Origin of the sequence: Paracoccus sp. JM45 (assembly GCF_003590715.1) — a bacterium.
In the GTDB taxonomy this organism is placed as follows: Bacteria; Pseudomonadota; Alphaproteobacteria; order Rhodobacterales; family Rhodobacteraceae; genus Paracoccus.
In genome coordinates this window covers 62,213-75,634 of the sequence record NZ_QQVY01000006.1, presented here as the reverse complement: position 1 = coordinate 75,634, position 13,422 = coordinate 62,213, and the positions used below count along the sequence as shown (strand labels likewise).

Genomic DNA, 13,422 nt, shown 5'->3' with positions numbered 1-13,422 from the left:
TTATTGCTGAAGCGTCTGGATATAATCGGCCATGGCGACCAAGCGTGCGGGCGTCGCCACAGGATCGCCTGATCCGTCGTCATACATGACCACCGGACCGGCACGAAGTTCCTCGAACACGGGCATATGCGTGTCGCTGCGACCCATTGTGTATCCGACCAGCTGGCCCATCACCCGCGATTTCGGAAAGACCCCGCCATTGTCCTGCGACAGCACCGTCAGATCCGACGGTGCAGGCGTCATACCCACAGCCGCAGGACCATTTCCCCGCCCCGCCGGACCGTGACAGGCGGTGCAGTTTTCCGCGAAATCAAGCGCCGCGCCGGACTGCGTCGCCTGCGGCGCACAGGCGGCAATCGTCAACGCCAGAGCACCGCCCGCCGCCATTGCCAGAAACATCTTGTTCATAGAACCCCCGCATCCTTTGTTGGATGCTAGGTTGCACAGCAAGCCGCACCCATGCAACGGCGATCAGCTGCGCGAAAGCCGCACGACCCGGTCCATCCGTTCGGCCAACGCATGGTTATGTGTCGCGATCAGCGCCGAAAGCCCCGTCTCGCGCACCAGCGACATCAACACATCGAACACCATATCCGAGGTTTCGGGGTCCAGATTTCCCGTCGGTTCATCCGCCAGCAACAGCGACGGACCATTTGCAAGCGCCCGACAAAAGGCAACACGCTGCTGTTCGCCACCCGACAGCTGCGCCGGACGATGTGTCGAACGGTGACCCAAGCCGACATGGCCCAGCAACATATCGGCCCGTGCCGCGGCATCCTGTGCCGATACGCCATTGGCCAGTTGCGGCAGGATAATGTTTTCCGCCGCGCTGAATTCCGGCAGAAGATGGTGGAACTGATAGATAAAGCCCAGTTCCTGCCGCCGCGCCTCTGTCCGGTCACGATCGGGCAGACCGGTCATATCGCGCCCGTTCAGGATGACCTGCCCTGTGTCGGGGGTGTCCAGCAGACCCGCGATATGCAGCAAGGTCGATTTACCGGCCCCTGAAGGCGCGACCAATGCCACAACCTCGCCCTTGGCGACCGAGAGGTCCAACCCCTCCAGCACGGCAACCGGCGCGGGACCGGCCTTGTCATAGGTCTTGCCAACCCCGTCCAGCCTCAGAACATCACTCATAGCGCAAAGCCTCGACCGGATTCATGCGCGCGGCGCGGCGCGCGGGGAAGATGGTGACGATGAAGGACAGCGTCAGCGACAGTCCGACGGCCCGCAGGATATCCCACGCCCGCAATTCGGCAGGCAGGCGATAGATGCCGCGCACATCGGGCTGCCATGCGCCGCCGTTGGTCAGGGCGTTCAGCGCGGACATGATGTTATCGACATTCAACGCCAGCAGCACACCCAGAACCACGCCCGCGATGGTTCCGATGATGCCTGTAAAGGCACCGCACAGGAAAAACACCCGCAGAACAGAACCCTCGGTCAGACCCATGGTCCGCAGGATGCCGATATCACGGCCCTTGTTCTTGACCAGCATGATCAACCCGCTGGTGATGTTCATCGAGGCGATGAGCACCAGAACCGACAGGATGACGAACATGACGTCATCTTCCATGTCCAGCGCGGACAGGAAGGACCCGGATGCGTTTTTCCAGCTCCACACCTGTGCGCCATCGCCTGTGGCGCGCATCAGGGGCAGCGTCCAGTCGTCGACATGTTCAGGGTCATCGACGAAAACCTCGATCTCATCCGCGACGCCTTCGCGGTTGAAATAGCTTTGCGCCTCGGCGATGGGCATATAGATGCGTGTGCGGTCGATGTCATAGCGACCCGCACTGAAGATGAATGTCACCTCATAGGCGTTGACGCGCGGGGTGGTGCCAAAGGCGGTTCGCGCCCCTTCCGGCGCAATCAGGCGCAGCTTGTCACCGACCTGCAGGTTCAATTCACGGGCGATCCCCTGTCCGATGGCGATGCCATTGTCGAAATCGGCCAGATCGCCTTCCGATGTCGCGGGGTCCACGATGCGCGGCATGGCCTGCAGATCGGCCAGCGAAACGCCGAAAACCTCGGCGACATTGGCGCTGTCATTGGCCGATGCCATGACCTGCCCTTTGACCACAGCGGCTGTGCGCGTCACGCCCGGAATTTCGGCAAGCGTCTTGGCGACCTGTTCGTAATTCTCGATCTTGCCGGGCACCACATAGACATCGTCGGTATATTCGTTGCTGACCTGCGTCGGCGACATATAGACGGTCGTATGGGCATTCGCGCCCAAGATGGTATCGACAAATTCGGCACGGAAACCGGCACGCACAGCCAGCGTGGCAATCAGCGCCATCACGCCAAGCGCAACGCCGATCAGGCTGATCCATGTCATGACGCTGACCCCGCCCTCGGCGCGGCGGGCGCGAAGATAGCGCCACGCGATCATGAATTCGAAACGAGAGAAAGGTCTGGGGCTGGACATGAACTAAGCCTGCTGGAAATCCGCGCGAACCCTGACGCCGCGCCCGCCAAAGATCAACCCGACAATGGCGTGAGGATTTAATCGCTGCACAAATACCCAGCTTGCGAGCGCGGGTGCCAAATGGCACATAGCGGTCTATGGCAAAGTCATCTTCATCATCCTTCACCTGCACGGCATGCGGCGCGGCCCATAAGAAATGGGCAGGACGTTGCGAAAGCTGCGGTGAATGGAACACAATCATCGAAGAAGCCCCCCTGTCCCAAGGCCCCGGTCGCGGGCTGGGCGCGCATAAGGGCCGCGCGGTGCCCCTGTCGAACCTGTCCACCACCGAACCGCCCCCGCCCCGCAACCTGTCAGGGATGGAAGAATTGGACCGCGTTCTGGGCGGCGGCCTTGTGCCGGGTTCGGCGCTGCTGATCGGTGGTGATCCGGGGATCGGCAAATCGACGCTGCTGTTGCAGGCGGCGGCGGCGTTTTCACGCCACGGGCTGAACGCGATCTATTTCAGCGGCGAAGAGGCCAGCGCGCAGGTCCGCATGCGTGCCGTCCGGCTGGGACTGGCGGATGCGCCCATGCGGCTGGGGGCGGAAACCAACCTGCGTGACATCCTGACAACGCTGGACGCGGAACGCCCCGATGTCGTTGTCATCGATTCGATCCAGACCCTGTGGTCCGACACGGTCGAGGCTGCGCCGGGCAGTGTCGCACAGGTTCGCGCAGCTGCACATGAACTGGTCACATTCGCCAAACGGCGCGGCGTCGCGGTTATTCTTGTCGGTCATGTCACCAAGGAAGGCCAGATCGCGGGTCCTCGCGTTGTCGAACATATGGTCGATACCGTCATCTATTTCGAAGGCGAACGCGGCCACCAGTTCCGCATCCTGCGTAGCGTAAAGAACCGCTTTGGCCCCTCGGGGGAAATCGGCGTGTTCGAAATGACCGGCGCGGGCCTCTCCGAGGTGTCGAACCCCTCGGCGCTGTTTCTTTCCGAACGCGGCCAGCCGATTGCGGGCAGCGCGGTTTTCGCGGGGATCGAAGGCACACGCCCCGTCCTGACCGAAATCCAGGCGCTTGTTGCCCCCTCCACCCTTGCCAGCCCGCGCCGCACCGTGGTCGGGCTGGACAGCGGCCGCGTCAGCACCATTCTGGCCGTGCTAGAGGCCCGATGCGGCATCCCCTTCGCCGGACTGGACGTTTTCCTGAACGTGGCGGGCGGAATGAAGGTGGTCGAACCCGCCGCCGATCTGGCCATCGCCGGCGCACTTTTATCGGCACGCGAGGACAACGCCTTACCACCAGAGGCTGTGCTTTTCGGCGAAATCAGCCTGTCGGGGGCATTGCGGCCTGTCGCTCAGGCTGAAAATAGGTTGAAAGAAGCGCGGAAACTTGGTTTTTCACAAGCGATTTTGCCGGATGGCCAGAAGTTTGAAGGCAGTGACGACAGGAATGGTGGTATGGCCCTGCGCCGTATTATCGACCTGACAGGATTTGTGGGTGATGTCTTCGGCGCCGGCTGAAACGCCTGATAAGCAACGACAACCGGCACAAAGGGCAGGTTATGGACGGTTTTACGATCATTGATGCGGTGGTGGCATGTGTCATCATTCTTTCGGCAATTCTGGCATGGTCGCGCGGCTTCGTTCGCGAATCGCTAGCCATTCTGGGGTGGATCGCTGCGGCGGTGCTGGCCTTTCTGTTCGCGCCGACCGTGCGACCGATGATCGCCCAGATCCCCGTGCTGGACCGCTTTATGGGTGACAGTTGCGAACTGGCAACGATCGCGGCATTCGCGGTGGTCTTCGCGCTGGCGCTTGTCGTCTTCTCAATCATCACGCCATTGTTTTCATCTGTGGTCCAACGATCGGCTGTCGGGGGCATTGATCAGGGCATCGGCTTCCTGTTCGGCGTGGCCCGCGGCGTCCTGCTGGTTGCCATCGCTTTCATCGTTTATGACCGCGTTATGACCAGTCAGGATGTTGCCATGGTCGAAAATTCGCGTTCGGCGCAGGTTTTCGAACGGATGCGCGTCCAGATGGACGAACAGATCCCCGCCGATGCACCAGGCTGGATTGTCAGCCGTTACGAACAGATGGTCACAGCCTGCACCGCCAGCGGCGAAACCGTCAGCCCGACCGCACCTGCCGCCACCAATTAAGGCATCATGGCCTGTCTGGCCGGTTTACGACAATCGAATGACGAAAAAGCGCCCTCGCTCGTTTGCGGGGGCGTGACTTTATGTGGCGCTGGCACTACACAGCCCCCGTATGCCCCCAGATACTAGGACGCGACCATGAAACCTTTTCTGGCCCATCCGTTCGATTCAGACCGCCTGCATGAAGAATGCGGTGTATTCGGTGTGATCGGCGTGGCCGATGCTTCCAATTTCGTGGCTCTCGGACTGCACGCGCTGCAACATCGCGGTCAAGAGGCTGGCGGCATCGTCGCCCATGATCCCGAACATGGCTTCAACAGCGCGCACCGCTTTGGCTATGTCCGTGACAATTTCACCAAGCCCGAACTGATGGCGACCCTGCCCGGTTCACTGGCCATCGGCCATGTCCGCTATTCCACCGCTGGTACCAAGGCTGCCACCGCCATCCGCGACGTCCAGCCCTTCTTTGGCGAATTCCACATGGGCGGTTCGGCCATTGCCCATAACGGCAACATCACCAACGCCGCCGCCCTGCGCCGCGAATTGATTGAACGCGGTTCGATCTTCCAGTCCAGCAGCGACAGCGAATGCATCATCCACCTGATGGCGCGTTCCATCCAGCGCAATATCCCCGAACGGATGAAGGACGCCCTGCGCCGCATCGAAGGCGCATTCAGCGTCATCGCCATGACCCGCACAAAGCTGATGGGCGTTCGCGACCCGCTGGGTGTGCGCCCGCTGGTTCTTGGGAAAATCGGTGATGACGGATATATCCTGTCATCGGAAACCTGCGCGCTGGATATCGTCGGCGCCACTTTTGTCCGCGAAATCGAGCCAGGCGAAATGGTTGTGATCTCGAAGGGCAAAGTCGAAAGCTCTCGTCCGTTCGGGCCGTCCAAGGGCCGGTTCTGTATTTTCGAACATGTCTATTTCTCGCGTCCTGATTCGATCATTGGTGGGCGCTCGGTCTATGAAACCCGCCGCCAGATCGGTGTGGAACTGGCCCGCGAAGCCCCGGTCGAGGCTGATCTGGTCTGCCCCGTTCCCGACAGCGGCACGCCAGCGGCCATCGGTTACGCGCAGGAATCGGGCATTCCTTACGGAATGGGGATCATCCGCAACCAGTATATGGGCCGGACCTTCATCGAGCCTTCAGAACAGATCCGCAATATGGGTGTGCGTCTGAAGCTGAACGTCAACCGTGCACTGATTGCGGGCAAACGTGTTGTTCTGGTCGATGACAGCGTCGTGCGCGGCACCACCAGCCGCAAGATCAAGGATATGATTCTGGACGCTGGTGCGGCCGAGGTTCACTTCCGCATCGCATCGCCCCCCACCGCCTGGCCGTGCTTCTATGGCGTCGATACGCCTGACCGTGACAAGCTGCTGGCCGCGAATATGACGCCTGATGAAATGCGCAACTGGATCGGCGTTGACAGCCTGTCCTTTGTTTCGCTGGATGGTCTATACCGCGCCGCGGGCGAGGCCGAGGGCCGCAACAGCAAATGCCCGCAATATTGCGATGCCTGCTTCTCGGGTGATTATCCGGTTGCACCGTTCGACCAACTGGAACGTGGATTCCAGATGAAGCCCGGTTCGGAAACCGACATCAAAGCGGCTGAATAAGCCCCTAAGGGCGCGTCTTACGGCGCGCCCTTACAGAATTATCGCCTCCAGCGGATCATAATAGGCTGCGTTGTCGCCCCAAACCGCATCTGTCAGACCGTCAGGTTTATGCCGCAACGCCCCAAGCTGTTCCCGTGTCACCCATTTGAACCGGTTCACCACACCTTCGGGGTCCGCAAGCGTGATGACATCCCGACCGCTTAGGGTTGCGCGAAAGTGAAGCTCGACCTGATGGAAACCGCCCTTCGGGTCGTGGAATTCGTTGATCAAAATCGGCGCGCCGATGTCGATTTGAAGACCCGTTTCCTCGGCAACCTCTCGTTCCAGATTTTGCGGCAGGGATTGGGCAGGCTCGACCCCGCCACCGGGCAAACACCACAGGTCGGACTTCTGGCCGCGATAGGCATTGACGACCAAAAGCCGGTTTTCATGCAAAATGGCGGCACGAACCGCCAATCTTGGTCGCGTCGGCTTCATCCTGCCACAATCCGGTTCGCGTGGCCCATTTTGCGACCCGGCCGCGGTTCACCTTTGCCATAAAGATGCAGCTGCACATTCGGACTGGCCAGCAGTTCGGGCACTTGATCCATGTCGTCGCCAATCAGGTTCTGCATAACGACATCGGCATAACGCTTGCCATCACCGAGGGGCAGACCGGCCACCGCGCGGATATGCTGTTCGAACTGGTCGACCACGCATCCCGCCTGCGTCCAATGTCCGGAATTATGAACCCGCGGCGCAATTTCATTCACAATCAGGCCTTTCGGAGTCACGAACAATTCGACCCCCATGACGCCCACATAATCCAGCGCATTGGCAATACGGGCCGCACAAAGGACAGCATCGGTGGTAATGCGAGCCTGCAAGCCGCAGGGCACGGTGGTTGTCCGCAGGATACCATCTTCATGGGCGTTCAGACCGGGATCGAATGCTGCAACCTGACCATCGGTGCCACGGGCAATAATGACACTGATCTCGGATGTGAAGTTGACGAAGCCTTCCAGAACCGAAGGTGCCCCCGTCCATTCATCCGGACCATCGCCGATGCGGACCTGACCCTTGCCGTCATACCCCATCCGACGTGTCTTCAGGATCGAAGGCCGCCCGATGGTCGCAATGGCATCCGCCAGCGCATCTTCGTCAGGCACGTCGGCAAATGGCGCGGTGGTAAGGCCGATGTCATTCAGGAAGGTCTTTTCCGTCATCCGGTCCTGTGACACGGATAACGCACGGCGGTTTGGATGAATAGGACGGATAGTTTCCAATAAATCCAATGCCGAAGTCGGCACATTCTCGAATTCATATGTGATCACGTCGACCGATTGTGCAAAGGCACGCATGGCGTCGTGATCTTCATATGCGGCCTTTGTTACCTGACAGGAAACATCGCCCGCAGGTGCATCACCCGGTTCGAAAATATGGCAGCGGATGCCAAGGCGGCTGGCGGCAACTGACAGCATCCGCCCCAGCTGGCCCCCGCCAAGAATGCCGATGGTGCGAATATCACTCATCACGCGGCTCCTGCGGGATCGAGGCCGAAAGGGCTGCCCGCCAGTCATCCAGACGCTGCGCAAGATCCAGATCACTGATCGCCAGAATACCGGCCGCCATCAGGCCCGCATTGGCAGCCCCCGCCGAACCGATCGCCATGGTCGCCACGGGATAGCCTTTGGGCATTTGCAGGATGGAATACAAACTGTCGACACCGGACAGCGCCTTCGTCTGCACAGGGACGCCGATCACCGGCACGCGCGTTTTCGACGCCATCATCCCCGGAAGATGGGCCGCGCCGCCCGCACCGGCAATGATCACCTTCAACCCGCGATCTACGGCTGTTTTGCCATAATCCCACAAGCGGTCGGGCGTCCGGTGGGCGCTGACAATTTTTGCTTCATACGGGATCTGAAGGTCATCCAGAATGGCCGCAGCCTCGCGCATGGTTGGCCAGTCCGACTGGCTGCCCATGATGATTCCCACCGGTGTTTCCATCGCTTGCCCCCAAATTCATGCTGGCCATCGCATAGCGTGCCACGGGGCCAGTCGCAATCAGGCGATGATGTCCGGCGTCAGTTCATCCGACAAACGGGCAATTCTGTCTTTCAACGACAGCTTTTGCTTTTTCAGGCGCTGCAATGCCAGTGAAGGCATCAGTTGTTGACCGTGCAAGGCGGCAATCGCCTCGTCCAGATCGCGGTGTTCGCAACGCAATGCTTCCAGCCGCGTACGGCTGATATCATCGGGGTTCATGGAATGTTGAATGTTCATCTGACTGATGTGCCGTTGTTTTCCCTCTTATACCGCGAATAGCCCTTAATGTTAACAATTTCATTGATCCGATGCCCGATTTTACCCCTTGCGCGACCGATCGGACGCAAGGTTCTTGCAAGATCCCCATCGGGTTCACATATTGGGGTCATGGTCATGCCGCCTGAACAGGGGCACGGACCGATGCAGTCGCTTAAAGCAAAGGGCTGAGATGACGAAGATTTCTTTAGGGTCGCACCCGTATCTGCTGGGCTTTGACCAGCTTGAACGTCTAGCCGAACGTGCCGCCAAGGGCGGCGAGGGGTATCCCCCCTATAACATCGAACATATGGCGCCCGACGGGTTCCGCATTACTCTGGCCGTTGCCGGTTTCGCGGATGATGATCTGGGCGTTACCACCGAAGACCGCCAGTTGGTCATTCGGGGCCGAATGCCCGGCACCGATGAAGAGCGGGTATTTTTGCACCGCGGTATTGCCGCCCGCGCCTTCCAGCGCAGCTTCGTTCTGGCAGACGGGGTCGAGGTTATTTCAGCCGCGATGGAAAACGGGCTTCTGCATGTCGATCTGCGACGGGTTCAGCCCGAACAGGTCGTCCAGACCATTCCGATCAGCCGTAAGTAAGGGGATCACCATGGATACCAAATTCGATTTCGGCGACAGCCAGATGGCTCAGACCGTTTATGTCCGTAAAGTTGCAACCAGTACCCTGCCCAAGGATGTGCAGGATCAGCTTGATGGCATCAGCATTATGTATGCCGTCCATGACATCGAGGGCGAACGTCTGGCTTTGGTTCGCGACCGCAATCTGGCCTTCACCATTGCGCGCCAGAACGAAATGCAGCCGGTCAGTGTCCACTGAACCGCATAAAGGCAAATGCCCGACCATCCGGTGACCAGCAGGGCACGTTCATCGTGCCCTGCCCGCCGAACAGATTGATCAACACCCGCCGGTTTGTTCCGTCCGGTGACATCGCATTGATACTGACATCCAGATCGCGCGGATGGCCTTGTGTCCCTTTGGGATAGGCCAGATAGATCACATGCCGTCCACAAGGCGACGGATGTGGAAACCAGTTTACATTCCCATCTTCGAACATCGGCGCTGCATTCCGACCGTCTCGATCCATTCTCCAGATTTGGGCGTGACCTGTAACGTCCGAATTATACCAGATAAACCGCCCACAGGCGGAAAAATCCGGCCCGTCGTGATGCGCGTCATCCGGCGTCAGCACTTTTTCCACGCCCGAACTTGTGTCGAAGGTTGCAATCCTGACCACACGATCATCACCACGAACGCAGGCATAAGCCAACAGATTACCATAGGCCGAATGCCACCAACTGGGACGCGGAAGGTCCATGGGCGTCACAGCTGTACCGTCGAAGATGTGCATACCTGCGCCAGAACCGTTATGTGCGGAAAAAACAATACGACCATCAAGCAAAAACCCGTGGTCGTTATTGCAGCGTTCACCGGAACCGGTCCGTATCAGCGTCAAACCATTGGTATCGGCGCGCCACAACATCCCTTCGGCATTGACCAGAAACCATCCGTCAGGATGCCAGTTCGGCGCCTCTAGCAACATCTCGCTTTGCAGCACGATACGGGTGATGCCCGTTGCCATATCGTAAACTTCAAGCGAGGACTGCCACATATCAGGTCGCCAAGGCAGGGCTTTGACGGCGCAACCACAATGTCCGGATCGCCAGGATCATCAGGATCGTGCTGAAGACCATCATCTGATAGGTCAGCGCGAAATGCATTGCCCCTGAGTGATCGCCCTGCCCGACGCCACGCAAATGCACAAAGAACAGGCTGGACGCGATGGCAATCCCGACGGCAACACCCACTTGCTGGAATGCCTGCATTCCACCCGTTGCAGCGCCCGCCATCTTACCGGGAACGGTTTTCAACACTGTCTGGAACAAGGGCGAGATTGCCATTCCCATGCCGAAACCGTTAATGACCAGAGGCAATGCCAAAGTCATCGCATTCATATCGGCAGGCGGATTGCCGGTCAGGTAACGCAGCCACGTCATGCCCATCAACAATACGGACGCCCCGAAAGCGATCCGCAATGTCAGACCGCGTGTTCCAAACCGCCCTGTTATAAAGCTGCCGGCCATAACACCCAAAGGAAAGGGCGCCGTCGCAAGGCCGGATTCCAGTGGCGTAAAGCCGAAGCCGGTTTGGAAATAGATCGCAAGGATCAGAAACATCCCCGGAATGGCCGAAAAATGCAGCAGGACGATGGTAATGCCGGACACATATCCGCCATCGCGCAGCAATTGGACCGGCAACAGCTGTTCGCGATCCGCTCGTTCCAGACTGATCTGGCGACGGACGAACAATGCCGCCGTCGGGATTGCCATGACCAGCAGACCCAGACACCATAGCGGCCAGCCTAGCAGCGGCCCCTCGACCACCGGCAGGATGATGAATGTGATGGTCAGCGCAAATAGCGCAACCCCCATCCAGTCGATTGCCAGATCGCGTGTCGAGGCCAGTTTCGGGATCAATTTCAAGCCTGCCAGAACAACGATAATGCCGACGGGCAGGTTGACCAGAAAGATCGGACGCCAGCCAAGATCATGGATATTCGCCGTGATCAGAAAGCCGCCAAGCAGCGGACCCGTCACAGCACCCAGACTGACGACAACACCGGCAAGGGCGAATGCCTTGGCCTTTTGTTCGGGCGGAAAGATCACATGCATGATTGCCATCACCTGCGGGACCATCATCGCGCCACCGACACCTTGCAAGGCGCGTGATCCGATCAGGACGTTAACACTGGGGGCCAATCCGCATAGAACAGAGGCGATTGTGAACAGGCTGACACCCAACAGGAACAGCCGCTTGCGTCCCAGTTTGTCACCGAACCTGCCGCATGGCAGCAAGCCTGTTGCAAAGGCCATCACATAAGCCGCAGATACCCACTCAAGCTGTGTATCGCTTGCGCCCAGACCTTCCTGAATTGACGGCAATCCGACATTGACGATGCTGACATCGACAAGGTTCATGAAATTACCCATCAACAACAGGGCTGTAGCCGCCCAAGGGTTCACCGTTTGTGCGGGCTGTACGATTTTTGTCATGCGATCCTCTGGGACAACTTGTTGCCGAACAGCAACGCGGCGAACTTGGTTCCCCAATGCAAGACGGCCCCAGTGTCGCACCGGGGCCGTATAAACTTTGTTAGCAGGATCAGCTAAGGCCGATCAAGCCCATGCTTTCCAGCTTCAACAAGACTTGATGCGCGGCACCATCGACGTCGATGTCGGTGGTATCGACAATCAGCTCGGCGTTCTTGGGTTCTTCATAGGGATCGGAAATCCCGGTGAATTCCTTGATCTTGCCTTCGCGCGCCAGCTTATAGAGGCCCTTGCGGTCGCGGCGTTCGCATTCCTCCAGCGGGGTCGAGATGTGGATCTCGACGAAGGCGCCACCAGCTTCGACCATCTCACGCACAGCGCGACGGGTCGCGGTATAGGGCGCGATGGGCGCACAGATCGCGATACCACCGTTCTTGGTGATTTCCGACGCAACATAACCGATGCGCTTGATGTTGATGTCGCGGTGTTCCTTGCTGAAGCCCAACTCGGACGACAGGTGCTTGCGGACGACATCACCGTCCAGCAGCGACACGGGGCGGCCACCCATTTCCATCAGCTTGACCATCAAAGCGTTCGCAACGGTCGATTTGCCCGAACCCGACAGGCCGGTGAAGAACACCGTAAAGCCCTGCTTGGCACGCGGAGGCGAGGTGCGGCGCAGCTGCTGCACAACCTCGGGGAAGCTGAACCATTCCGGAATGTCCAGACCTTCACGCAGACGGCGACGCAGTTCGGTGCCGCTGATGTTCAGGACGGTCACGCCTTCTTCGATCTCATCCGCCGGTTCGTATTGGGCGCGTTCCTGCACATAGACCATGTGCTTGAAGTCGACCATGGTAACGCCGATTTCGTCTTCGTATTTGCGGAATAATTCCTGCGCGTCATAAGGACCATAGAAGTCATCACCGGCGCTGTTCTTGCCGGGGCCGGCATGGTCGCGGCCGACGATGAAGTGCGTCACGCCGTGGTTGGCGCGGATCAGCCCGTGCCAGACGGCTTCACGCGGACCGGCCATGCGCATGGCTAGGTTCAGCAGCGACAGGTTGGTTGTCGCGGCCGGATATTTGTCCAGAACTGCCTCATAGCAACGGACGCGGGTGAAATGGTCCACGTCACCCGGTTTGGTCATGCCGACAACCGGATGGATCAGCAGGTTGGCCTGCGCTTCGCGAGCGGCGCGGAAGGTCAGTTCCTGATGCGCGCGGTGCAGCGGGTTGCGCGTCTGGAAAGCCACAACGCGGTTCCAGCCCAGTTTCTTGAAGAAGGCGCGCAATTCGTTCGGCGTATTGCGGCGGGCGCGGAAATCGTAATGCGTCGGGGTCTGCAGACCTTTGACCGGACCACCCAAATAGACCGGACCAGCCGAGTTGTGCAGATAGTTGACGGCAGGGTGTGCCAGATCGTCTGCACCGAAGACTTTTTCAGCTTCCAGCGATTTGTTGGGGACCCATTTGTCGGTCACAGACATGACGGCCAGAATGACGCCTTCCTGATCACGCAGGGCAATATCGGTGCCCGGCTCCAGCCCCTCGGCGAATTTTTCGGACACGTCAAGGTTGATGGGCATCGGCCAAAGTGCGCCGGATTCTAGACGCATGTCGTTGACGACGCCGTTATAGTCGGCTTCGGTCAAAAAGCCTTTCAACGGGTTGAAACCACCGTTCATCAGCAGCTCTAGGTCGCAAATCTGACGCGGGGTCAGGTCCCAGCTGACCATATTGCCGGCGTCGTCTTTCAGTGCCGCAGCAGCATCCGCCGATACGTAAAGTTCGGGGATCGGGGTCTGGTTTGGATTAGTCATATGATAAAACCCGTTGATTACATCAAACAAAGGAC

The 13,422-nt window shown here is 59.1% G+C and carries 15 protein-coding genes; 5 read left to right on the top strand and 10 right to left on the bottom strand.

The genetic code is table 11. From position 1 onward, the window contains the following. From DWB67_RS10380 to DWB67_RS10370, 3 genes are all read right to left on the bottom strand, one after another. On the bottom strand, positions 1 to 408 hold the full coding sequence (locus tag DWB67_RS10380; protein WP_119807479.1) for a cytochrome c: 408 nt from the start codon (positions 406 to 408) through the stop codon (positions 1 to 3). Positions 409 to 471: 63 nt separating this feature from the next. Then, complete coding sequence (locus DWB67_RS10375; RefSeq protein WP_119807478.1) at positions 472 to 1,137, bottom strand: ABC transporter ATP-binding protein; 666 nt, start codon at positions 1,135 to 1,137, stop codon at positions 472 to 474. Beyond that, on the bottom strand, positions 1,130 to 2,431 hold the full coding sequence (locus tag DWB67_RS10370) for a lipoprotein-releasing ABC transporter permease subunit (protein WP_119807477.1): 1,302 nt from the start codon (positions 2,429 to 2,431) through the stop codon (positions 1,130 to 1,132). Before DWB67_RS10370 ends, DWB67_RS10375 begins: the two co-directional genes overlap by 8 nt. A gap of 137 nt (positions 2,432 to 2,568) precedes the next feature. Here DWB67_RS10370 and radA point away from each other — a divergent pair, with 137 nt between their 5' ends. The 3 genes from radA (at position 2,569) to purF (ending at position 6,209) form a co-directional block, all read left to right on the top strand. Continuing rightward, a complete protein-coding gene (gene radA / locus DWB67_RS10365; protein ID WP_119807476.1) occupies positions 2,569 to 3,948 on the top strand; it encodes a DNA repair protein RadA in 1,380 nt (459 codons plus the stop codon). A 41-nt stretch (positions 3,949 to 3,989) separates the two neighbouring features. Beyond that, on the top strand, positions 3,990 to 4,586 hold the full coding sequence (locus DWB67_RS10360; protein ID WP_119807475.1) for a CvpA family protein: 597 nt from the start codon (positions 3,990 to 3,992) through the stop codon (positions 4,584 to 4,586). A 135-nt stretch (positions 4,587 to 4,721) separates the two neighbouring features. Then, entirely contained in the window at positions 4,722 to 6,209 is a 1,488-nt protein-coding gene (gene purF / locus DWB67_RS10355) for an amidophosphoribosyltransferase (protein ID WP_119807474.1), read from the top strand. A gap of 30 nt (positions 6,210 to 6,239) precedes the next feature. Here the strand turns inward: purF and DWB67_RS10350 are convergent, their stop codons facing one another. Genes DWB67_RS10350 through DWB67_RS10335 form a run of 4 tightly spaced genes read right to left on the bottom strand, consistent with a single transcriptional unit; the run spans position 6,240 to position 8,474 of the window. Beyond that, positions 6,240 to 6,686: an NUDIX domain-containing protein gene (locus DWB67_RS10350; protein ID WP_119807473.1), complete on the bottom strand. Its 447-nt coding sequence runs from the start codon at positions 6,684 to 6,686 to the stop codon at positions 6,240 to 6,242. Further along, positions 6,683 to 7,720 (bottom strand): 5-(carboxyamino)imidazole ribonucleotide synthase, encoded by a 1,038-nt coding sequence (locus DWB67_RS10345; protein WP_119807472.1) that lies wholly within the window; start codon positions 7,718 to 7,720, stop codon positions 6,683 to 6,685. Before DWB67_RS10345 ends, DWB67_RS10350 begins: the two co-directional genes overlap by 4 nt. Continuing rightward, positions 7,713 to 8,198: a 5-(carboxyamino)imidazole ribonucleotide mutase gene (gene purE / locus DWB67_RS10340; RefSeq protein ID WP_119807471.1), complete on the bottom strand. Its 486-nt coding sequence runs from the start codon at positions 8,196 to 8,198 to the stop codon at positions 7,713 to 7,715. The genes DWB67_RS10345 and purE overlap by 8 nt, the downstream gene beginning before the upstream one ends. Positions 8,199 to 8,255: 57 nt before the next feature. Beyond that, positions 8,256 to 8,474 (bottom strand): YdcH family protein, encoded by a 219-nt coding sequence (locus DWB67_RS10335; protein ID WP_119807470.1) that lies wholly within the window; start codon positions 8,472 to 8,474, stop codon positions 8,256 to 8,258. 211 nt (positions 8,475 to 8,685) lie between these two features. On the opposite strand from DWB67_RS10335, the gene DWB67_RS10330 reads away from it, so the two are divergent. After that, a complete protein-coding gene (locus DWB67_RS10330) occupies positions 8,686 to 9,096 on the top strand; it encodes an Hsp20 family protein (RefSeq protein WP_119807469.1) in 411 nt (136 codons plus the stop codon). Positions 9,097 to 9,106: 10 nt separating this feature from the next. After that, positions 9,107 to 9,334 (top strand): DUF1150 family protein, encoded by a 228-nt coding sequence (locus DWB67_RS10325; protein ID WP_119807468.1) that lies wholly within the window; start codon positions 9,107 to 9,109, stop codon positions 9,332 to 9,334. On the opposite strand, the gene DWB67_RS10320 is transcribed toward DWB67_RS10325, so the two are convergent. The 3 genes from DWB67_RS10320 to DWB67_RS10310 all read right to left on the bottom strand — a co-directional run bounded on the left by DWB67_RS10320 (position 9,321) and on the right by DWB67_RS10310 (position 13,387). Beyond that, positions 9,321 to 10,097 (bottom strand): hypothetical protein, encoded by a 777-nt coding sequence (locus DWB67_RS10320; protein ID WP_147385923.1) that lies wholly within the window; start codon positions 10,095 to 10,097, stop codon positions 9,321 to 9,323. The two genes, DWB67_RS10325 and DWB67_RS10320, sit on opposite strands and share 14 nt — an antisense overlap. 31 nt (positions 10,098 to 10,128) lie before the next feature. Further along, positions 10,129 to 11,568: a DHA2 family efflux MFS transporter permease subunit gene (locus DWB67_RS10315; protein WP_119807466.1), complete on the bottom strand. Its 1,440-nt coding sequence runs from the start codon at positions 11,566 to 11,568 to the stop codon at positions 10,129 to 10,131. A gap of 109 nt (positions 11,569 to 11,677) precedes the next feature. After that, entirely contained in the window at positions 11,678 to 13,387 is a 1,710-nt protein-coding gene (locus tag DWB67_RS10310) for a bifunctional sulfate adenylyltransferase/adenylylsulfate kinase (protein WP_119807465.1), read from the bottom strand. Positions 13,388 to 13,422 lie beyond the last annotated feature (35 nt).